23 protein-coding genes are annotated in these 21,950 nt (G+C 31.1%); 12 read left to right on the top strand and 11 right to left on the bottom strand.

Features of this window, described 5'->3' with window-relative positions; all coding sequences use genetic code 11:
* Positions 1-12: 12 nt before the first annotated feature.
* From ACXIHB_RS11635 to ACXIHB_RS11625, 3 genes are all read left to right on the top strand, one after another.
* Positions 13-312: a hypothetical protein gene (locus ACXIHB_RS11635; protein WP_047788267.1), complete on the top strand. Its 300-nt coding sequence runs from the start codon at positions 13-15 to the stop codon at positions 310-312.
* A 183-nt stretch (positions 313-495) separates the two neighbouring features.
* On the top strand, positions 496-2,076 hold the full coding sequence (locus tag ACXIHB_RS11630) for a SulP family inorganic anion transporter (protein WP_462098296.1): 1,581 nt from the start codon (positions 496-498) through the stop codon (positions 2,074-2,076).
* Between the two features lie 55 nt (positions 2,077-2,131).
* Complete coding sequence (locus ACXIHB_RS11625) at positions 2,132-2,761, top strand: carbonic anhydrase family protein (protein ID WP_159610825.1); 630 nt, start codon at positions 2,132-2,134, stop codon at positions 2,759-2,761.
* Positions 2,762-3,041: 280 nt separating this feature from the next.
* On the opposite strand, the gene ACXIHB_RS11620 is transcribed toward ACXIHB_RS11625, so the two are convergent.
* A complete protein-coding gene (locus ACXIHB_RS11620; RefSeq protein ID WP_462098295.1) occupies positions 3,042-5,342 on the bottom strand; it encodes a M28 family peptidase in 2,301 nt (766 codons plus the stop codon).
* A gap of 100 nt (positions 5,343-5,442) precedes the next feature.
* Between ACXIHB_RS11620 and ACXIHB_RS11615 the strand changes: the two genes are divergently transcribed.
* Complete coding sequence (locus ACXIHB_RS11615; protein ID WP_159610817.1) at positions 5,443-5,910, top strand: CBS domain-containing protein; 468 nt, start codon at positions 5,443-5,445, stop codon at positions 5,908-5,910.
* Here ACXIHB_RS11615 and ACXIHB_RS11610 read toward each other — a convergent pair whose 3' ends face one another.
* Together ACXIHB_RS11610 and ACXIHB_RS11605 are read right to left on the bottom strand one after the other, a co-directional pair.
* The gene (locus ACXIHB_RS11610) at positions 5,911-6,261 is read right to left on the bottom strand and encodes a hypothetical protein (RefSeq protein WP_047788252.1); all 351 of its coding nucleotides are present in this window, start codon (positions 6,259-6,261) and stop codon (positions 5,911-5,913) included.
* Complete coding sequence (locus tag ACXIHB_RS11605) at positions 6,251-6,793, bottom strand: GNAT family N-acetyltransferase (RefSeq protein ID WP_462098294.1); 543 nt, start codon at positions 6,791-6,793, stop codon at positions 6,251-6,253. The genes ACXIHB_RS11610 and ACXIHB_RS11605 overlap by 11 nt, the downstream gene beginning before the upstream one ends.
* A gap of 167 nt (positions 6,794-6,960) precedes the next feature.
* Between ACXIHB_RS11605 and ACXIHB_RS11600 the strand changes: the two genes are divergently transcribed.
* From ACXIHB_RS11600 to ACXIHB_RS11590, 3 genes are all read left to right on the top strand, one after another.
* Positions 6,961-7,305, top strand: a complete 345-nt coding sequence (locus tag ACXIHB_RS11600; protein ID WP_462098293.1) for a single-stranded DNA-binding protein — start codon at positions 6,961-6,963, stop codon at positions 7,303-7,305.
* 171 nt (positions 7,306-7,476) lie between these two features.
* Positions 7,477-8,208, top strand: a complete 732-nt coding sequence (locus ACXIHB_RS11595) for an energy transducer TonB (protein ID WP_073182492.1) — start codon at positions 7,477-7,479, stop codon at positions 8,206-8,208.
* 18 nt (positions 8,209-8,226) lie between these two features.
* Positions 8,227-11,163, top strand: coding sequence for a TonB-dependent receptor plug domain-containing protein (locus ACXIHB_RS11590; protein ID WP_462098292.1), 2,937 nt, complete (start codon positions 8,227-8,229; stop codon positions 11,161-11,163).
* A 58-nt stretch (positions 11,164-11,221) separates the two neighbouring features.
* On the opposite strand, the gene ACXIHB_RS11585 is transcribed toward ACXIHB_RS11590, so the two are convergent.
* The 6 genes from ACXIHB_RS11585 to ACXIHB_RS11560 all read right to left on the bottom strand — a co-directional run bounded on the left by ACXIHB_RS11585 (position 11,222) and on the right by ACXIHB_RS11560 (position 17,829).
* A complete protein-coding gene (locus ACXIHB_RS11585; RefSeq protein WP_462098291.1) occupies positions 11,222-13,345 on the bottom strand; it encodes a Tex family protein in 2,124 nt (707 codons plus the stop codon).
* Positions 13,346-13,605: 260 nt separating this feature from the next.
* The gene (gene pyk / locus ACXIHB_RS11580; protein WP_462098290.1) at positions 13,606-15,033 is read right to left on the bottom strand and encodes a pyruvate kinase; all 1,428 of its coding nucleotides are present in this window, start codon (positions 15,031-15,033) and stop codon (positions 13,606-13,608) included.
* 3 nt (positions 15,034-15,036) lie between these two features.
* The gene (locus ACXIHB_RS11575) at positions 15,037-15,507 is read right to left on the bottom strand and encodes an IPExxxVDY family protein (RefSeq protein ID WP_047788248.1); all 471 of its coding nucleotides are present in this window, start codon (positions 15,505-15,507) and stop codon (positions 15,037-15,039) included.
* 84 nt (positions 15,508-15,591) lie between these two features.
* Positions 15,592-16,329, bottom strand: a complete 738-nt coding sequence (rnc, locus tag ACXIHB_RS11570; protein ID WP_047788247.1) for a ribonuclease III — start codon at positions 16,327-16,329, stop codon at positions 15,592-15,594.
* Positions 16,330-16,335: 6 nt separating this feature from the next.
* The gene (gene fabF, locus ACXIHB_RS11565) at positions 16,336-17,586 is read right to left on the bottom strand and encodes a beta-ketoacyl-ACP synthase II (RefSeq protein WP_159509347.1); all 1,251 of its coding nucleotides are present in this window, start codon (positions 17,584-17,586) and stop codon (positions 16,336-16,338) included.
* 6 nt (positions 17,587-17,592) lie between these two features.
* Complete coding sequence (locus tag ACXIHB_RS11560) at positions 17,593-17,829, bottom strand: acyl carrier protein (protein ID WP_028891431.1); 237 nt, start codon at positions 17,827-17,829, stop codon at positions 17,593-17,595.
* 180 nt (positions 17,830-18,009) lie between these two features.
* Between ACXIHB_RS11560 and purN the strand changes: the two genes are divergently transcribed.
* Together purN and ACXIHB_RS11550 are read left to right on the top strand one after the other, a co-directional pair.
* Positions 18,010-18,579 (top strand): phosphoribosylglycinamide formyltransferase, encoded by a 570-nt coding sequence (gene purN / locus ACXIHB_RS11555; protein ID WP_462098289.1) that lies wholly within the window; start codon positions 18,010-18,012, stop codon positions 18,577-18,579.
* Positions 18,572-19,210 (top strand): ribonuclease H1 domain-containing protein, encoded by a 639-nt coding sequence (locus tag ACXIHB_RS11550; protein ID WP_173359287.1) that lies wholly within the window; start codon positions 18,572-18,574, stop codon positions 19,208-19,210. Before purN ends, ACXIHB_RS11550 begins: the two co-directional genes overlap by 8 nt.
* A 56-nt stretch (positions 19,211-19,266) precedes the next feature.
* On the opposite strand, the gene ACXIHB_RS11545 is transcribed toward ACXIHB_RS11550, so the two are convergent.
* A complete protein-coding gene (locus tag ACXIHB_RS11545) occupies positions 19,267-19,614 on the bottom strand; it encodes a toxin-antitoxin system YwqK family antitoxin (RefSeq protein WP_047788243.1) in 348 nt (115 codons plus the stop codon).
* A 161-nt stretch (positions 19,615-19,775) separates the two neighbouring features.
* On the opposite strand from ACXIHB_RS11545, the gene ACXIHB_RS11540 reads away from it, so the two are divergent.
* The 3 genes from ACXIHB_RS11540 (at position 19,776) to ACXIHB_RS11530 (ending at position 21,272) form a co-directional block, all read left to right on the top strand.
* Positions 19,776-19,976, top strand: coding sequence for a dodecin family protein (locus tag ACXIHB_RS11540; protein WP_047788376.1), 201 nt, complete (start codon positions 19,776-19,778; stop codon positions 19,974-19,976).
* Between the two features lie 78 nt (positions 19,977-20,054).
* Positions 20,055-20,408 carry a DUF1304 domain-containing protein gene (locus ACXIHB_RS11535; protein WP_047788242.1) on the top strand — a complete coding sequence of 118 codons (354 nt, stop codon included), beginning with the start codon at positions 20,055-20,057 and terminating at the stop codon, positions 20,406-20,408.
* A 57-nt stretch (positions 20,409-20,465) separates the two neighbouring features.
* The gene (locus ACXIHB_RS11530) at positions 20,466-21,272 is read left to right on the top strand and encodes a mechanosensitive ion channel family protein (RefSeq protein WP_462098288.1); all 807 of its coding nucleotides are present in this window, start codon (positions 20,466-20,468) and stop codon (positions 21,270-21,272) included.
* On the opposite strand, the gene tsaB is transcribed toward ACXIHB_RS11530, so the two are convergent.
* A complete protein-coding gene (gene tsaB / locus ACXIHB_RS11525; RefSeq protein WP_047788240.1) occupies positions 21,269-21,943 on the bottom strand; it encodes a tRNA (adenosine(37)-N6)-threonylcarbamoyltransferase complex dimerization subunit type 1 TsaB in 675 nt (224 codons plus the stop codon). The two genes, ACXIHB_RS11530 and tsaB, sit on opposite strands and share 4 nt — an antisense overlap.
* Positions 21,944-21,950: the final 7 nt, after the last annotated feature.

Raw genomic sequence — 21,950 nt, 5'->3', positions numbered from 1 at the left:
TAAAAAAGTATCTTGAAATCCAAAATAGCTATCTTTTTCATCGTCTTATTCACAGGCATAATTATTACGCCCTCGATTATTACGTTAGTTGATAAAGATCAAGATATTACTATATTTTTAAATCTTAGCGAAGAAGAAGAAAATACTAAACACGTTAAAGTAGCTGAATTAAAAGCTCATCCTAACGAAGACTACACTTCTTTTTTATATAAGAAAATTCAAAAAAAGAAAAACGTTCGTTTTCAATCTAAAAACTACGTTTCACAATATCCAAAAATTCTTACCCCTCCTCCAGAATTACTTATTGCATAATAACACAGGTAAACCACCTCATATAAGGTGATTAGCTAAAAAAATGAAAAATATTTCAATGTACAGTAAGAGTACTATTACTTTCCTTGATATATTTTAAGTTTCTATTGCTAATAAATCAATCATTTTTAAAATTAAAACATACTCTAAAATTTTATTTAGAGTTTAACAAACACATATATCATGTTTAAAACTATTAAAAGCGACTTGCCCGCAAGTATTGTCGTATTCTTTGTTGCCTTACCTTTATGTTTAGGTATTGCTTTGGCTAGTGGAGCTCCTCTTTTTTCTGGTGTAATTGCAGGAATTGTAGGAGGTATTGTAGTAGGTGCCTTGAGTGGCTCTAAAATAGGAGTTAGCGGTCCTGCAGCTGGTTTAGCTGCTATTGTATTAACTGCTATTGGTAATTTAGGTGGTTATGAAAACTTCTTAGTTGCAGTTGTACTAGGTGGAATTATCCAAATTCTTTTTGGTATTCTTAAGGCTGGTGTAATTGGCTATTATTTTCCATCATCTGTAATTAAAGGAATGCTTACTGGTATTGGTATTATTATTATCTTAAAGCAAATTCCTCATTTTTTCGGATATGACGCTGAACCAGAAGGTGCTGATAGTTTTATTGAACCTTCAGGAGAGAATACTTTTTCAGCTCTTTTAAGTATTACTGACAATATCACTATAGGATCAATGATTATTGGTTTTATTGGATTAGCAATATTAATTCTCTGGGATAGAGTTTTAAGTAAAAAAGGAAAAATATTTCAGTTAATTCAAGGACCATTAGTAGCAGTTGTTATGGGAATTGTCTTTTTTACTCTAACACAAGGAAATGAAACATTGGCAATACAAGCATCTCATTTAGTAAGCGTACCTATTCCTGAAAGTTTTGATTCTTTCTTAGGGCAATTTACCTTTCCTAATTTTAGTGCTATTGCCAACTACGAAGTTTGGTTAACCGCATTTACAATTGCACTAGTAGCCAGTTTAGAAACGCTACTTTGTGTTGAAGCTACTGACAAATTAGATCCTGAAAAAAATGTAACCCCAACAAACAGAGAATTACTAGCACAGGGTACAGGAAATATTTTATCTGGTATAATTGGAGGGCTACCTATTACTCAAGTAATTGTAAGAAGTTCTGCAAATATTCAATCAGGAGGTAAATCTAAAATGTCTGCGATTATACATGGTTTCTTCTTATTAATTTCAGTAATACTAATACCTACTTTATTAAATAAAATTCCATTATCTGTATTAGCAGCTATATTATTAGTAGTAGGTTATAAATTAGCCAAACCAAGTTTATTTAAGCAAATGTTTATTTTAGGATGGAAACAGTTCATTCCTTTTATTGTAACAGTTTTAGGTATTGTTTTTACTGATTTACTTACAGGAATTTCTTTAGGATTAGCTGTTGGTGTTTTTGTTATTTTGATAAAAAGTTACCAAAACTCTCACTTCTTACATATTGAGGATAAAAGCAACGGAATACACAAGATAAAAATGACACTTGCAGAAGAGGTTACTTTCTTTAACAAAGGAGCTATTTTAAAAGAATTAGATAGCTTACCTGAAAACACTCATTTAGAATTAGATGTAAGAAAAACTAGATACTTAGATAACGACATTATCGAAATTTTAGAAGACTTTGCTTTTAAAGCTAAAGAAAGAAATATTAATATTAAACTTATTTCAGAACGTGGTATTGTAGAAAACCCAGAAAGTTTTATTAAGTTTTTTAAACTTAGACCAAAAGCAGCATAAACTTTTTAACTTCGTAAATTCTTAAAACGACATAAATAATCTTATAAAAAATATAATGAAAGCACATACTAAAGAAACACAAGCCACTATGACACCTGAAAAGTCATTACAATATTTAAAAGAAGGAAACTTAAGATTTCAAAATAACTTAAAAGCTAATCGTAATTTATTAGAGCAAGTCAACGATACTAGAGAAGGGCAATTTCCTTTTGCTACTATTTTAAGTTGTATTGATTCTAGAGTTTCAGCCGAATTAGTTTTTGATCAAGGTTTAGGTGATATTTTTAGCGCAAGAATTGCCGGTAATTTTGTAAACGAAGATATTTTAGGTAGTATGGAGTTTGCTTGTAAATTAGCTGGCACAAAATTAATCGTTGTGTTAGGACATACTAGTTGTGGGGCTGTTAAAGGAGCTTGTGACAATGCTCAGTTAGGTAACTTAACCAACATGTTAGGTAAAATTAAACCTGCTGTTGAAGCTGTCACTGAACCTAAAGACGAAAGTTTAAGAAACTCATCTAATATAGAGTTTGTAAATAACGTTGCCGAAAAGAATGTACATTTAACTATCGACCGAATTTTAAACGAAAGTGAAGTTTTAGCTGAAATGCATAACAACGGTGAAATCATGATTGTTGGAGCTATGTACGACATTAAAGATGGGGCTGTTACTTTTTTTGAATAAAGAACACCAATTTTAAATTATATTATAAAGAGAATCTAAACTTAGTTTTAGGTTCTCTTTTTTCATTAATGAATTTATTTAGAATTAATTAAAACAAATTGTTTACAAATAAATATCACTTTAAAACTTTAATTAAAAAACAAAACACTAAGAAGACTTACAAAAAAGACCTTGACGTTTTTACAAAAACATCAAGGTGTTTTTAAAAAAAGATATAAGTCTTTTATAACTACCCTAAAAACAATGCTTTTTTAGATAGCGTAAGAAAACTTTTATTGGTTTATAATTTAAGCTTTCGAGTACAAATAATAGCATCGTTAACCACAAAAGGCATTGGCATCATTATTTCACTTCTAGGTCGTATGGTAAACTTAGGATGCGATAATAAATCATTAGATATTTCATTAATTACAATATCAGGTTGGGTATTTTTATCAATTGTAAAAGAAATAGTCAAATCCTTATTAGTATTTGCCATTTGATAAATTAATAGCGTTCCTTTATCTGCCGTAAAAGCTTTTCCTTTATCGTACAAAGTTTCGTTAACAGTAAAATTAGTTAACTCTATTTGGGTATTTGTGTACAACTCATATTTATCAATATTACGAGTAGGCGTTATTGTTAATGAAATATTTCGTTGGTTATTAACAATGGTATCTTGATGAATCTTGATGTTGGAAATACGAATATTTTTATTTTCAGCTTTTTGATAATAATTAAAAGAAGTGTTGTATTTACTTTTTCCAGCCATTAAATCAGCACCACCTTGTTTAGATTCATCGTTAAAATATTGTTTCGTATACCCATCTAATGTTTTATTATGACTTGCCCAATGCGAAGCGTTAGTGTCAGAATTTTGAATAAAAACTAAGCTATTAGGTTTTTTCTTTTCAATTGAAAAACCGCTATTAAACGTTGCATATCCAAAGAATAATAACGCAAGAAAACCAGTTAATGTTTGCCATCCGTTTTTAGTTTTTTCCTGGTAAAAAACAGGAAGCATCAACCCGAAAAGAAACACTAAAAGTATGGCTGAAATAAATAATGTTTTTAAACCTAGCGCTACAGGAAATAACTGAATCATAGGAGCAATCATATAAATTGTAGGAATAGATATAATTGCAAATAATGCAGCTCTAGATGCTTTGTTAATATTCATAAATAGCAAGATTGCTAAAATGAATAAAGAAGCAAAAACAGGAATAATAAAGAAACCCGCTCCTGGTAAATTCATATAAATTAAAACATTTATAACCAATCCAAAAGTTATGGGAGCAATTAGTAAATTGATAGCTTTGGCTTCTTTTAGCTTATTATATACTTTAAAAAGAATCCAAAGATTTAAAAGAACAAAAGCAATAATGTATTGATATCCGTTATAAGTAAAACCATGAAGTATATCTGTATACTGTGGATGGATAATCAACAATAATTGCCACAGACCGTATGAAATAGCGATGCAGAATACTAAAGATAGTATATAAGGAATAAAACCTTTTAAAAGACCTATTACAGTCATCTTCTTCTTGTATATACCTACTACAACCAGCACTATAAATAACAAAAAGGCAATGATTAGCATTGGCAGCACCCAAGAAAACGGATAAGTTAGCAACTTAGTAAAAGGAAAGTTTACATAAATGTAATCAGTGTCACTGTTTAAGTTCGTTAAATCAGCATTTGCAAAATAGTTTAACGAAGTGGTAAAATAATCTGCTTGATGTAAGAGTGTTTCTCTATTTAATCTTTCGTAGGAATCTTGTTCGGTATGATAGTCAAAATGATCATCAATAAAAGCAAAATTAAACCCGTTAATATTCCCTTTTTCTCTAAAAACAGTTAAATCCGTATCGTTAGGAAGCTTTTTATATACACCGTACATTAAAGAGTTGGCAGCTGGATAATTTGGGTTTGCATTTAAAAACTCAGTTAATAACGTTTTGTTTTTCCCATTAGTTTCCATCAACATATAACTAGAACCACCGCTACCACGAGCTTCAAAATTTAGCACTAACCCAACATCTTTTGCCCAAGGATGATTTTCAACAAAAGCTTGTGCGCCTAAAAGTCCTAATTCTTCAGCATCTGAAAAAAGTATGATAATATCGTTTTTAGACGTCTTATTTGCGGCTAGGTAAGCTCTTATACCTTCTAAAATAGTTACTACGCCAGAGCCAGCGTCACTTGCTCCTAGTGATGAGTGAGGGTTGGAATCGTAATGAGTTAAAAGTAATAAAGCTTTTCCTTTCTCAGTTCCTTTAATTTTAGCAATAATATTTTCTGTTGTAGTTGCTGCCCTCCACTTTTTATTAATAGCAGTTTGATATTGAATTTCAGGCTCTAAATTCAGTTTTTGTAACTCTTGAACTAGATAGTTTTGTACATTTTTGTGTTCTTCAGAACCTGTATGATGGGGTTTTTGAGAGATATTTTTTAAATGATACAGTGCATTATCAATTGAAAACTCAGTAGCACTAATTTCTTTTTTTGAAGAAGTTGCACTTGGAAGTATAGTGTAAAAACTCCAGTAAACGGTTAAAATAATAATGAAAACTGCCAGGTAATTTCTTGATGATTTCATAGTAGGACTTTAGTATTTATAAAAGTAAGTAATTTATTTTTTAAGAAGAAAAAACATAATCAATTAAAAATCAGTATATTTAATAGCAAATTTTAAGATTATGGCAATTAAAAGTTTTCAAGGAAAGAGATCGAGTACACCACAAGAAGAGAAGGTGCCAATGCTAGTATCGGATTATATGAGCACAAAGTTAATTACATTTAAAGAAGAACAACCTATTGAAGATGCGATAGATATACTTATTAAGCATAAAATATCGGGAGGACCTGTTGTTAATGAAAAAAATGAATTGGTAGGAATTATTTCAGAAGGTGATTGTATAAAACAAATATCAGAAAGCAGGTATTATAACTCACCAACAGGTAAGAACAACACAGTTGGAAAAGCCATGGTGAAAGAAGTTGAAACGATTGATGGTAATATGAATATTTTAGATGCTGCCAATAAATTTTTAAAATCACGTAGAAGACGTTTCCCTATTGTTCAAAATGGTAAGTTAGCAGGACAAATCAGTCAAAAAGATGTGCTCATTGCAGCCATGAAATTAAAAGGAAACACATGGAAATAATTAATCTTGCTTAACTAATAAGTATAATTCATTCTCTAATACTAAATATCCTTGATCATATACATAAAAATAGGTGTTACCTGTTTTTGTTGTATAAAGAGATGTAATAAACTTAAAGTCAAAACCTCTATCAAATAATTTACGACGGGTTACTTTAGTTTTACCAGAAGTATTTAATTCGGAAAGAATTTTATAGTTTTTTCGTAAGCGGTTGTTGGTGTTTCGTATCAGGTTTTTACTTTCTTTATTAACTTTATTATTAAAGGCGTTTCGGCAGTAATCGGAACAGAATTTTTTATCAATTCTTCCAATTACTTTCTCACCACACTCTAAACATTTTTTATTTTCCATAATCTGATTTTTTAAGTTCGTACCAGTTAACATCTACACCCTTATAACCAAACTGGTTTATAAACTGTAATCCTATTTTTTGTAGAATTTTGTTAGAACCAATATTTTCTACATCAGCTGCACCATAAATAATATCATAATTCATTTCTTTAAAGCCGAAGTCTAAACAAGCAAAAGCAGATTCGGAAGCATAACCTTTACCCCAAAAACGCGGAATAAAACGATAACCAATATCAATAAAATTAGTAAAACCATTTAATGCTTCTTTTTCTCCCGTGTTGAGTTTTAATCCAGACCATCCTATGAATTCTCCTGATGCTTTTTCAAAGGCAGCAAACCTACCAATACCCCTTTCTTTATATTGTTCTTCAAAAAAGGTTATAATGTCTTCAGCTTGTTTGTAAGTTGTTATAGGATTCTTTCCTAAATATTTATGTACTTTAGGATTAGAATCTAACTCAAAAACCCCTTCTGTTTCACTTTCTCTAAATTCTCTTAAAATTAAGCGTTCGGTTTCTAAATAAAATTTCATGCTAAATGTTTGTTTTCAAAGGTATAAAATATAATTAAACGATTACATTCAATTACAAACGAAAACAAATGTTTACTAATCGTTTTTAATTTGCATGCTGTATCATCTTTGCAGAGTCAATTCGTTTGAATGGCAAATTCTTAACTATTTAACATTAAAAAAATATTATGAACGCACTAAAAAACAGAGTACAGTTAATAGGTAATTTAGGAAACACTCCAGAAATCATCACTTTAGATTCTGGAAAGAAACTAGCAAAATTTGCTATTGCAACTAATGAGACTTATAAAAATGCACAAGGAGAAAAGATAACCGATACCCAATGGCATAATATTGTTGCTTGGAATAAAACAGCAGAAATAATAGAAAAATACCTAGAAAAAGGAAAAGAAGTAATGATTGAAGGTAGATTGACTTCTCGCTCTTTTGAAGATAAAGAAGGTAATAAACGTTATATAACAGAAGTAGTTTGTAATGAACTATTAATGTTAGGGAGTAAGCAAAACACGTAAAGAATTGATAATCAACGTTAAAAAAACAAAGGTAAATGTAGCTGTTTTTTTTAAAAAAAATACCTAATAATATTTTTAAAACATGTAATTTTGCCGGCCGTTCCCCCGATGATATCTAATTCGTAAGAATACTCTTAATCCTTATTATTTTAATAATATATAATTATTTATATGAGAAAGTATTTTTTAGTGATTTTTTTGTTGTCATCTTTAAGTTTTTATGCTCAAAAAGAAGTGTGTGAATCTCCAGATGATTCTTTTATGGATGTAAATAGTATAACAAAGTGTACTATAGAACCTGTAAAAAACTCAAAGAAAAAGGCAGATAGACAAATTAAAGTTAAAATATCAGCAAGCAAAAGATATCTTAAAAAAAGAGTCCTTAAAAAAAAGGCACAAGCTATAAATTCAGTTAGTACTTTAAATGTTAACGAGGTTTCAACTACACAACCTGTAGATATTGAAAATAAAAACCTAACATCAGGGTATGAAAATAATTTAACAAGAATAACAGAAATGTTATCTAAAGAAGAGTTATCAAAAGCAACTAAACTTTATTATACAGAAAAAATACCTTCTTTTGATAAATGTAAAAATACCAAGAAAAAAGAGAGACTTGATTGTTTTAATTTAGAGATGGTTAATCACATTAATAAACATTTTCGCTATCCAGGAGAAGCTGTAAGAAACCAAATTCAAGGAGAAGTTTGGATTCGTTTCGTTATAGATAGAGATGGTTATGTAACAAATATTAAAACTTTAGGCCCTGACGGAGGAGAAATTCTTAATGAAGAAGCAAAACGAGTGGTATCTATGCTACCTCGCTTCGAACCAGGGAAAAATAATGGAAAACGTGTACCTGTAAAATATGGTTTTCCAATAAACTTTTCATTAGAAGAATAAAAATCAATTAAATTTAAAATGTTAAAAAAACAATTAGTAATGATTGTTTTTACCTTGGCTATGCTATCAAGTTATGCTCAGGTAAAAATATCAGGTTCTGTGTATGATGAATATTTAGAACCGTTTTACAATGCAAAAATTTCAAATGGAGAAACATTTGTTGTTTCAGATGAAGAAGGAAATTTCTCAATCGTTTTACCGAGCAATACGTTACCTCAAACAATAACAATTTCTGCTTTTGGGTTTAATACAGAAGAGGTTTCAATTGTTTCTTTCGAGAAAAAAGTAAATGTTGTTTTAAAAGAAAACTTGTTATTAGACCAAGTCGTTATATCAGCTTCTAGAACACCAGAAAAAATTATTGAATCTCCTGTTACCATAGAAAGATTAGGGTTAACCGATATTAAAAAGAGTAGCTCTAATTCATTTTATGATGCCTTGGTAAACTTAAAAGGTGTTGATGCTAGAGAAGTTAGTTATGGATACAAATCTATAAATACTAGAGGATTTGCTGATTTTAATAATTCAAGGTTTGTTCAGTTAGTAGATGGTATGGATACAGCAGCACCAGCTTTAAATACTAGTGCTGGTAATTTATCTGGTGTATCAGAACTAGACATTTTAAGTGTAGAGATACTACCAGGAGCATCTTCAGCATTATATGGTGCCAATGCTTATAATGGTATTATGATAATAGATACCAAAAATCCTTTTAATCATACAGGAATAAGTGTTTTAGCAAAAGGAGGAATGACCAGTCAAGAAGCAGCAGGAAACAGTCCTTTTTATGATGTAAGTACTCGAATGGCCTATAAGTTTAGTGATGCTTTCGCTGCAAAAGTAAACTTCTCTTATTTTGAAGCAGAAGAATGGCATGCTACCGACAATAGAAACAAAAGAATTGACACCAACGAAATTATTAATGGAAGTTTTGATGCTCCTTTAAGCTTAGATTATGATGGTATAAATATGTATGGAGATGAAGATTTTGCTGATTTAGCTAGTTCAACTCCTGTGCTTGTATATTTAGGGTATTTAGATGCTTCATCACTAGATGAAGATTCTACATTAAACTTCCCTATAGGAACACATATTAGTAGAAAAGGGTATTCAGAAAGAGAATTAGTTAAAGATTACAAATCTAAAAACTTAAAATTTTCAACCTCTTTACATTATAGACCCTTTAAAGATGAATCATTAGAAATTCAATTAGCTACAAGAATAGCAATGGGAGATAATATGTTTCAAGGAGCTGCTTCAAGGTTTGCGCAACGTAACTATTATATTGGACAATCTAAATTAGAAATAAAAGGAGATAATTTCTTTGTAAGAGGTTATTATACACGTAATGACGCTGGTGATACTTACGATTTAACAAGAACAGCTCAAAGACTAAATTCTTTAGCTGATGCTAAGATTCCTGTTTTATCTGGTACAACTTACAGACCAAGCTGGGGAGATTATTATGCAATACAGTATATGGATTTAGTTAATAATAACTCATCTTTAATAGGAGCTTCAGGTAATCCTTTTAATGTAAGTGATGTTGATTCAAGAGTTATAGCAATGTCTAGAGAATTTGCAGATCAATATAGGTTAAACCCAGGTACTGCTGAATTTACCAATGGGTTTAATTCAATTACATCAACCTTAATAACTGAAGGAGGTAGTAAAATTTACGATAAAAGTGCTTATGCGCATGTAGATGCAAACTACAACTTTAGAAGCTTACTTAATGATTGGGCAGATGTTCAAGTAGGAGGTTCTTATAGAAACTATAATCCAGAATCAAAAGGAACAATATTTAATGATGCTAACGAAGAAATTAGTATTGAAGAATATGGTTTTTATACTCAACTTCAAAAGAAATTTTTAAATGACAGATTAAAGTTTACAGGTTCTATCCGTTACGATAAATCTGAGAATTTTTCTCCAAACTATTCTCCAAGATTAGCGCTTAATTATGCTTTAGGAGAAGAAAAACTACATATAATTAGGGCATCTTATCAAACAGGTTTTAGAAACCCAACAATTCAAGAACAATATATGTTTTTGCCTTCTGCAAGAAAAACTACTATAGGTTCTACAGCAGATAACCTAAGAAGAATAGGCATCCCTACTGTTAGTAGATATGAAGATCCTACTACGGGTAATACTGTAACAGAAAATTCTATTACGACAGGAGATGATATAATTAATAATGCTTTATTAACAAGGTCTGTATATGATTTAGATTTTATTAACGATAAAGGACAAAATATTAAATCTGATTATAAAGAGATACAACCAGAAGAGGTAAAAACATTTGAATTAGGTTATAGAAGCCTTTTAAACATTAATGATACTAATTTAGATATAGATTTTAACGCTTTTTATAGTATCCATAATGACTTTGTATTCTTTCAAGATGTAGTAGTGCCTAATATTGGAAATGTTATAGCAACAGGACAATTAGACCCTTTAGCTGCTGAAGCAGTTAGAACGGGAAGTGTAACAGAGTTTAACTTAATAACCAATGCTAAATCTAAGATAAACTCTTATGGTGTGGGTATAGGGCTTAACACAAAGCTATTTAGAAACTTTAATATAGGTGCAAATTATAACTTCACAGATTTTGAAATGAAAGAAGATTTAGATTTTGGATCTTTTGAACCTAACTTTAACACACCAAAACATAGTGTTAAAATCCAGTTTGGTAATGAAAAGCTTTTCAAAAATTTTGGATTTAACATCAATGCACGATGGAGAGATAAATACAGATGGGTGTCTACTTTTGTAAAGGGAGATGTAAAAGCAAGAACTGTTTTAGATGCACAATTAAATTATCGTGTACCTAGTTTAAAATCGAAGTTTAAAATAGGTGGAACAAATTTATTTGGAGAAGAATATCAACATGCTCCTGGTTTAGGAAACATAGGTAGTTTGTATTATCTTTCTTGGATTATTAATAACTAAAATAATAGTATTTTTGCATACAAAAAACGAGCTAATTAAATTAGCTCGTTTTTTTTAGTTAAAAACTCATACTTAATTGAATACGTTTTCTTGTAATATCTACCTCCAATACCTTAACTTGAACGTGTTGATGTAAACTTACATGTTCGTTAACATCTTTTACAAAAGAATCAGAAAGGTTAGAAACATGTACCAAACCACTTTCTTTAATACCTATATCAACAAAGCAACCAAAATTTGTAATGTTATTTACAATTCCGGGTAGTACCATGCCTGTTTGTACATCATCTATTGTTTTAATATGTTCGTTAAAACTAAAAGCTTTGGCTTTTTCACGAGGGTCTAATCCTGGTTTTTCTAACTCTTTTACAATATCTTGTAGCGTAGGTAACCCGTAAGAATCGGTTACATATTGCTGGAGCTTAATTTGTTTTAAAACAGAAGAATTACCAATCAAATCATCTACTTTTTTACCAACGTCTTTGGCTATTTGTTTTACTAAAGCATAGCGCTCTGGATGTACAGCAGAATCATCTAGTGGATTATCGCTGTTTTTAATTCGTAGGAACCCAGCAGATTGCTCAAATGCTTTTCCTCCCAAACGAGGGACTTTCTTTATTGTTGTTCTATTGGAAAAAGCTCCATTTTCATTTCTGTAATTCACTATGTTTTCAGCCAATTTAGGGCCAATACCAGAAACATAACTTAACAGAGAAGCACTAGCAGTGTTAATGTTAACACCTACTTTGTTTACACAATGTTCTACTACAGTGTCTAATGATTTTTTTAGTTGTGTTTGGTCTACATCATGTTGATATTGCCCAACCCCAATCGATTTTGCTTCTATCTTTACCAGTTCAGCTAAAGGGTCAGCTAATCTACGACCGATTGAAACAGCTCCACGAACAGTTACATCATAATTAGGGAACTCATCTCGTGCAATTTTAGAAGCCGAATAAATAGAAGCACCAGCTTCACTTACAACAAATACTTCTACGGGATTTTTAAAATATACACTTTTTACCAATCGTTCAGTTTCTCTTGAAGCGGTTCCGTTACCTATAGCAATAGCTTCTATTTTATAAGCATTAGCTAAAGAGCTAAGTTTATTTATTGCTTCTTTTGATTGATGTTGAGGTGCGTGTGGAAAAATAGTTTCGTTATGTAATAAATCTCCTTGAGCACTTAAACAAACCACTTTACACCCTGTTCTAAATCCTGGATCAATAGCTAAAATTCGTTTTTCACCAAGAGGAGAGCCTAATAGTAATTGTTGAAGGTTTTTAGCAAATACCTTAATGGCATTTTCATCTGCCTTTTCTTTAGCTATAGACAAAGCTTCATTTGATAATGCAGGAAAAAGCAAACGCTTATAAGCATCAGCAATAGCTAATTCAATTTGTTCAGCACATTCGTTATGCGAACGAATAATTCTGTCTTCTATTTTTTGAGTAGCTCGTTCATCATCAATACTAATTTTTACACGAATAAAACCTTCTTTTTCGGCGCGCAAAATAGCTAACAATCGATGTGAAGGAATGCGATTTAGATTTTCTTCCCAGTCAAAATAATCTTTAAATTTTTGGGCAGCATCCTCGTCTTTTTTAGTTTTGATAACCTTGGTAGCAATGGTTGCAAAACGCTCTAATTGGTAACGAATGTTATTACGGACATCCGTTCGTTCGTTAATCCATTCAGAAATAATATGACGGGCACCTTCTAAAGCATCGTCTATTTGTTCTACTTCGTTCGAAAGGTATTTTGAAGCAGTAAATTCCAAATCGTTTACTCGCTGACTCATAATCATCTTCGCCAACGGTTCTAACCCGTTTTTACGAGCTGTTTCTGCCTTGGTTTTACGTTTCTTTTTATAAGGAAGGTATAAATCTTCTAGTGTAGTTAAGTCTTCTGTCTTTTCAATTTTTGCTTTTAACTCATTGGTTAAAACTTCTTGCTCTTCTAAAGCTTTTAAAATGGCTGCTTTCCGTTTCTCTATTGCTTCAAATTGTTCTTTAAGTTGTACTATTTGGCCTATTTCAACTTCATCTAAATTACCTGTTTTTTCTTTTCGGTAACGGGATATAAAAGGAATGGTACAATCTTCATTTAATAATTCAATCGTATTTTGAATTGATTTTTGTGAGATTTGCGTACGAGAGGTTATATAGGAGATAAGTTGCATTGAAAATTATTTTAAATAAAAAACCTCGCATGAATAGCGAGGTTTCAAATATAGTAAAAGGTTAATTTATCTTGTGAATTTTCTTAGTTCATATGTATTAGATTTAACCCCATTCTTCCTATCATTGGTAAGAGTATAACTCCTAACTGAAAAATATATAAATCAATAACTGAAAAAAAAATCAATTGTAGATCTTTCAAAATTTAAAACAAAAAGCCCAACTTTTAAAGTTGAGCTTTTGTATATTTTATTCCCTTTATTTAGTCAATATGAGAAACACGTAAAGTATTTACCATTCCCTTTGCTTTTACAGGCATTGATGATAAGTTTATCATAAAATCTCCTGTTTTTACATAACCTTTTTCTTTAGCTATTTCGTTAATATCTTCAATAGTATCATCGGTACTTAGTTCTCTATCGTAAAAATAGGCTCTAACACCCCACAGAAGATTTAATTTTCCTAAGATTCTCTTCTCAGATGAAAACGCTAGTACGTGTGATTTTGGTCTCCAAGCAGAAATTTGAAAAGCAGTATATCCACTATTAGTTAAAGTCGATATTGCTGCCGCATTAATATCATCTGCCATAAGAGCTGCATGATGGCATACAGATTTAGTTATAAATCTTTTGGTACGGATGTGAGGTGGCTCTTGCGGAACTTTTATTAAATCTGAAAATTCTACACTTCCAATAATTTCTGTCATTTTTTGAATAACTCTTATTGGGTGTTTTCCTACTGAAGTTTCCCCTGAAAGCATTACAGCATCTGCACCATCCATAATAGAGTTTGCTACATCATTTACCTCTGCTCTTGTTGGTACAGAGTTTTCAATCATGGTTTCCATCATTTGAGTAGCAATAATTACCGGAATTCTTGCTTGCTTGGCTCTACGGACTAACATTTTTTGAATTAATGGTACATCTTGCATTGGTACTTCAACTCCTAAATCACCACGCGCTACCATTAAACCGTCGCAATACGGGATTAAAGCATCTATATTTTCAACAGCTTCAGGTTTTTCTATTTTTGCTATTACAGGAACTCTATAACGTGATTTCTGTTTAATGATATCACGTAAAAAACGTAAGTCTTCAGGTGTTCGAACAAATGAAAGAGCTATCCAATCTACTTCTTGCTCTAATGCGAAAACTACATCTTTTTTATCCTTTTCTGTTAAAGCTGGTAAAGAAATTTTAGTGTTTGGAAGATTAACTCCTTTTTTAGATTTTAATGCTCCTCCTACTATTACTTTGGTAATAACTTCATTTTCTTTATTTGTTGCTGTTACTTCAAACATCAGTTTACCATCATCAACTAAAATCTTCTCTCCTACTTTTACATCTTTTGGAAAATGCTGATAGGTCATAAAAGCTTTCTCTTCTGTTCCTTCACATTTTTCGGTGGTAAAAGTAAACGTATCACCTGCTTTTAATTCTACTCCCTCTTGCATTACACCAACTCTAAGCTTTGGCCCTTGTAAATCTGCTAATATTGCTACGTTATAACCTCTTTCATCATTTATTTCACGTATTTGACGTATGCGTTCTTTTACTACTTCATAATCGGCATGTGAAAAATTAATTCTAAAAACATTTACACCAGCTGCTGCCATATTGGCCAAAATTTCTTTTGTATTTGTTGCTGGTCCTAATGTTGCTACAATTTTTGTTTTCTTGTTGTGTGGCATATATTAAAAAATTAAAAAATCTTTCGATTTTAATGAATCTACCTCTATTTCATAAGAGGTTATTATTTGAGGGATTTTTTTTATTATATCTATAATCTTTACAATTGAGTTATGATCAAAATCTCCTTCTAGTTTTAAGAAAAAGTCAACCTTCTTCTTTTCTGGTATCAAACGTGTAATTGAATCACTTTGATTAAAAAGGCTTATTGATTCTGCTTCAAGAGTTGACTTATATACATTTGCTATTAAAAACCAATCTTGATATAATTTCGTATTAGTATACTCATATATTGCATAAGATGATTGATTTCCTTTTGTAACAAAATCTAAATCATAAGTTGCTCTATTAAATTTAATTTGTAAAAATTTATTTAGTAAATACGCTAATTTATACTCACTTAGAGTTGTATGAATTCCAATTAATCTATAATTATAATTAGAAAACTCATTTATATTCACCTCGTAAATAGGCATAAAAACAATTATTTGCTTTTGCTAAATTAAGAAATGTATAGAAAATACTATGTAAAATTTATGAAAACGTTTATTGTTTATACGTTAAGATTTTAGCATTTGTTTTTGCATTGCAAAATAAACCCTTTTAGCTGCAATTTCTTCTGCTTTTTTCTTAGAGGTAGCTCTTCCCTTAGCTACAATACTACCATCAATACTTACGCGTACACTAAAATGTTTTTTACTCTGGTTACCTGAGTCTTCGTATGATTCAAACTTATACTTTTTCTTCTGCTTTTGACACCATTCTATAACAAAACCTTTATAACTAGATATTTTACCTTCTAATCTTTCAATATCTACATAAGGCATTATTACTTGCTCGTAAATAAACTGGTGGCAATAATTGTATCCTCTATCTAAGTAAATTGCACCTACCAGAGCTTCAAAAATATTTCCGTGAATATTATTGCTAACGTGCTCTTTAGAAATATTACTCTTTATAAATCTGATCAACTCTAGATCTTTACCTAAGCTATTTAAATGCTCTCTACTTACTATTTTAGATCGCATTTGTGTTAAATACCCTTCATCTCCTTCAGGTACTTTTTTAAATAAATAGGAAGCAATTACAGTTCCTAAAATAGCGTCACCTAAAAACTCTAACCGTTCGTAGTTTATTGGATGCCCTTTACTATCTACTAATTTTAAAGATCTGTGCGTAAATGCTTTTTTATAATACGATAACTTAATTGGTTTAAAATTAAGCAGCTCTTTTAATTCGTAGTAGAAGTTTTCATCCTCTTTGTTTTGGGGTTTAACAATTCTACGAAGAAAATTCATAAAAGATTAATCTAGTTTTCTAAAGGCTATACAAGCATTATGCCCACCGAAACCAAATGTGTTGCTCATAGCAACTTTAATATCTCTTTTTTGAGCATTATTCAACGTTAGGTTTAATTCTGGATTGATGTTTTCATCAACATTAACATGATTAATTGTTGGAGGAACAACACCATGTTCCATTGCTAATAATGATGCTATTGCTTCAATAGCACCTGCAGCCCCCAACAAGTGTCCAGTCATAGACTTTGTTGAGTTAATATTAATGTTCTTTGCATGATCTCCAAAAACTTCAGATATTGCTTTTAATTCAGCAACATCTCCTAAAGGTGTTGAAGTCCCATGTGTATTAATATGATCTACATCTTCAGGTTTTATACCTGCGTTTTCTAAGCAGTTTTTCATTACTGCAATTACACCTATTCCATCTGGGTGAGGTGCTGTCATATGGTAAGCATCTGACGATAACCCTCCACCAATAACTTCAGCGTAAATCTTTGCTCCTCTAGCCTTAGCATGTTCATACTCTTCTAAAACTATAGCTCCTGCACCTTCTCCTAAAACGAATCCATCACGTTCAGCATCAAATGGTCTTGAAGCTGTTTCTGGACTTTCATTTCTAGTAGATAGGGCGTGCATAGCGTTAAAACCACCCATACCTGCAATTGTAACAGCAGCTTCACTTCCCCCTGTTACAACTACATCACAATGACCTAGTCGAATATAATTCAAAGCATCAATCATAGCATTTGCAGACGATGCACAAGCAGATACCGTAGTATAGTTAGGCCCCATAAATCCATTTTTAATAGAAATATTCCCAGGGGCAATATCTGCAATCATTTTTGGAATAAAAAAAGGATTGAAACGAGGAGATCCATCTCCTTCAGCATAGTTTAACACCTCATTTTGAAACGTTTCCAATCCTCCAATACCAGCTCCCCAAATAACACCAACTCTTAATTTGTTAACATCATCTAGATTTAGCTTAGCATCAGCAATTGCTTCATCTGAAGCAACCATCGCATATTGCGTAAACTTATCCATTTTACGCGCCTCTTTTCTGTTTATAAAATCGGTCGCGTTGAAATCTTTAAGCTCACATGCGAAACGAGTTTTGAACTTGGCAGCATCAAAATACGTTATAGGTGCTGCTCCGCTAACTCCGTTAACCAAGCTATTCCAATACTCTTCTTTATTGTTTCCTATTGGCGTTAATGCGCCAAGTCCAGTTACTACAACTCGTTTTAATTGCATATAATCTTATTTTTTTGCGTCTTCAATATAGCTAATCGCTTGACCTACAGTACCAATGTTTTCTGCCTGATCATCTGGAATTTGAATATCAAATTCTTTTTCGAATTCCATGATTAACTCAACCGTATCTAAAGAATCTGCTCCTAAATCGTTTGTGAAGCTTGCTTCGTTAGTTACTTCGTTATCGTCTACTCCTAATTTGTCTACGATAATTGCTTTTACTCTTGATGCAATGTCTGACATAATTTGTTTGTTTTAAAATTTAAAATCGAGGCAAAAATACAAATCTTAGTTATTAATTCTAATTTTTGCTCAAAAATGTGATGTCTAAAATAAAAAAAATACCTGAATATTTTGCTACATACACCACCATTGTTAATAATTATTCTTTTTTTTGTAGTAACAAAACAACTAAATTTTAACATGAAACGCATCGTTATTTTTGCTTCTGGTTCGGGTTCCAATGCCGAAAACATCATAAAACACTTCAATTCAACTAAAACTGCAATTGTTACTCATGTGCTTTCTAACAACCAACGTGCCAAAGTTTTTGACCGTTGCGAACGACTAAACATTGATGCATCTTTATTTGATAGAGAAAGCTTTAGTAAAGATGACACTGTTTTAAACTTTTTACTCGCTGAAGCTGATATTATTGTATTAGCTGGTTTTTTATGGCGTATTCCTTCTAAAATTGTGGAAGCTTTCCCTAATAAAATAATCAATATACACCCAGCATTGTTACCAAAATATGGAGGAAAAGGAATGTACGGAATCAACGTACATAATGCTGTAAAAGAAAATAATGAAACTGAAACAGGTATTACTATACATTACGTGAATGAAAATTATGACGAAGGTGCTATTATCTTCCAAGCTAAAACAGCTATTTCATTTGATGATACTCCAGAGACTATAGCAAAGAAAGTTCATGAATTAGAATATAAACATTTCCCAAAGGTTATAGAAGAGGTTATTTTACAGAATGAGTAAGAAGAAAAAATATTATGTAGTTTGGAAGGGAAAAAAAACAGGTGTTTTTTCATCTTGGGATACTTGTAAAAAGCAAATTAATGGTTTTACTGGTGCACAATACAAAGCTTTTGCTGATAAAAACGAAGCTGAATTAGCCTTAAAAAAAAGCTATAATGATTATAAAGGAAAAGATACTAAAAAAATAAGCCTTTCCGCAAAAGAAAAAGCCAAATACGGCTCTCCCATCTTAGAAAGCATTTCTGTTGACGCTGCTTGTGCCGGAAACCCTGGCTTAATGGAATACAGAGGGGTATTAACTCATAACAAGAAAGAAATATTTAAAATGGGACCATTTAATAACGGCACTAATAATATTGGTGAGTTCTTAGCTCTTGTACATGGAATTGCTTTGTTAAAAAGTAAAAATATGGATTCTCTCCCTATTTATTCTGACTCTAAAATCGCTATGAGTTGGGTTAAAAAGAAGCAATGCAGAACCAATATTACATTTGATAGTTCTAATAAAGAAATTTTAGATTTAATTAGACGTGCTGAAAAATGGTTGGAAGAGAATTCTTATAAAAACCCGTTATTAAAGTGGGAAACTAAGGCTTGGGGTGAAATTCCTGCTGATTTTGGTAGAAAATAAAAAAACCGAGTATCTAAAATACTCGGTCTAATTTTCTTATTCTGCAAAATATTAACTTATTTCACTGCCATTTTGGTCTCTTCCTTCCAAGTTTGTACGCTTGCTATGGCATTGTCTTTAAAATCAATTTCTTTTAACCCATCTTCTTTCCACATAAACCATTTACCTACTTTTTTTCCTGCTTCATAATGGCCTATAGTTACTTTATTTCCTTTTTTATCAAAAGAAGTCCAAGTACCTGTTAACTTTTTATCTTTGAAAAAACCTTGCTCTTTAATAGTGCCATCTTTATAAAAATAAGTAGCTTTTACTAAGTCTCCTTCAACTTCATATTTTGGTTCCACGTCTTGAGCTTGCATAAATGAAACCGACAACATACAAACTGCTATTATTAATTTTTTCATAATGTAAATCTTTTAAAGTTAATACCTCTTAACACAAATATACAAAAAATTTACATATTAAAAACATTTACATAACATTAAATTAACATTAGATGTTTCATCTACATAAAAACATTATTAAAAGCTTATATTTACATGTATTAATCTTTAAAAAAATTATTATGGCAGTAATGAAAGTTATTGAAATTTTAGCAAACTCTGAAAAAAGCTGGGAAGATGCTACTAGAAAAGCCATTAAACAAGCTTCTAAATCGGTAAAAGGAATTAAATCTGCTTTTGTACAATCACAAAGTGTGGTTGTTAATGATGATGAAGTAACTGAGTTTAGAGTAAACCTAAAAGTAACTTTTGAAGTAAATTAACATCAATATAAACTAATCACTTACCATATGCGGTTTTAGTAGTTGCTCGAGCAGCATATTTCATCTTTATTAATTATCATGAACATTATACAATATTCTCTTTTAACTCTAGTAGCTATTATTCATTTATATATTCTTGTACTAGAGATGCTTTTATGGACCAAACCTAAAGGAATAAAAACCTTTGGTTTAAAATCAAAAGATTTTGCTGAGGAAACAAAAGTATTAGCCGCTAATCAAGGGTTATACAACGGTTTTCTTGCAGCTGGTTTAACTTGGTCTATTTTATCACAAAAAATTGATGTGGGAATATTTTTCTTGATTTGTGTTTTTATTGCTGGTCTTTATGGTTCTTTTTCTACAAAAAAACCTCGTATTTTTGTCATTCAGTCTATTCCTGCTTTATTAGGTTTAATCAGTTTAATACTATAAAAATCTAACCGCTACTTATTAAAAATCATTTATTAACAACTAAAATTTACCATAAAAATGGAAAAGTATTTTGAAAAATTTCAAGATTTAATAATGACATACGCTCCGAAAGCGATTATGGCTATTATTATTTACATTGTAGGTTCTTACATTATTGGACTACTACTTAAAGCTACAAGAAAAATAATGATTAAAAGAGAAGTAGACATTACGCTACAAAAGTTCTTAATTAATTTACTACATTGGACTTTAAAAATCCTTTTAATAATCACAGTAATAGCAAAATTGGGTGTTGAAACCACATCTTTTGCTGCTATTTTAGCCTCAGCTGGTTTGGCTGTTGGTCTTGCTTTACAAGGTTCTTTAGGTAATTTTGCTGGCGGTGTTTTAATTATGCTTTTTAAACCTTTTAAGATTGGAGATTTAATAGAGGCTCAAGGTGAAATTGGTGTTGTAAAAGAAATAGAAATATTTACTACCAAGCTTACGGGCTTATCTAACAAAGAAATAATTATACCTAATGGTTCTTTATCTAATGGAAACATTGTTAATTACTCTGCCGAAGGTACACGTAGAGTAGATTTAACCTTTGGTGTTTCTTACGATGCTGATATTAAACAAACCAAAGAAATATTAATGAATGTTATTACCTCGCACCCAAAAGTATTAAAAGACCCTGCTCCTACAGTAAATGTATCTGAATTGGCAGATAGTTCTGTAAATTTTGCTGTGAGACCTTGGTCTAAAACAGAAGATTATTGGGCTGTATACTTTGATGTAACTGAAAACACAAAAATAGCCTTAGATAATGCTGGAATTGAAATTCCTTACCCTCACTCAGTAGAAATCCACAAAGAGGGTTAACGTTTTTTTTCAGGCGTAACTACAAAATCTTTTAAATAAAAAGGTTCAAAATAAGCGACATCTTCGATGTCGTTTTTTTTGTACTTATCTAAACTTAACTGAACCATTTCTTTTGCAGAAGGAAACTCTCCATCAATAAAAACTGCATTTTCGTTCACAATTACTCCTTTACACTTTTCTGCTCCATCACCTATAAAGTATACCTTCCCTTTAGATAAATATTCTTCAAAAGAACTTTCATTTATGATTTCTGCTTTTATATCTCTTACCTGTTCGTATTTAGAATTATATACAGCTGCATATACTTCCATACGACGTGCGTCTAACATCGGGACAACAACTCCTTCCTTTACAGAAACTTTATGAGCTAATGATTGTAATGTTTCAATAGATATTAAAGGCTTGTCAAAAGCAAAACATAATCCTTTTGCTGCTGACACTCCAATACGTAGTCCTGTATAAGAACCAGGACCTTTACTTACTGCAACAGCATCAATATCATTAAAAGAAAGCTTTGCTTTTTTCATTACTTGTTGAATAAATGGATGCAGCTTTTCAGCATGTGAATAATTTCCATCATTTAACTCTTGTAAAGCTAAAAGCTCTCCTTTTATTGCTACGCTAACCGAACAGTTTTTTGTTGCTGTTTCTATGTGTAAGATTGTTGCCAAATCTGAA

The sequence above is a fragment of the Tenacibaculum sp. IMCC1 genome, from assembly GCF_054906355.1.
The sequence above is the reverse complement of the archived record's forward strand: the minus strand, read 5'-3'. Positions and strand labels throughout refer to the sequence as shown.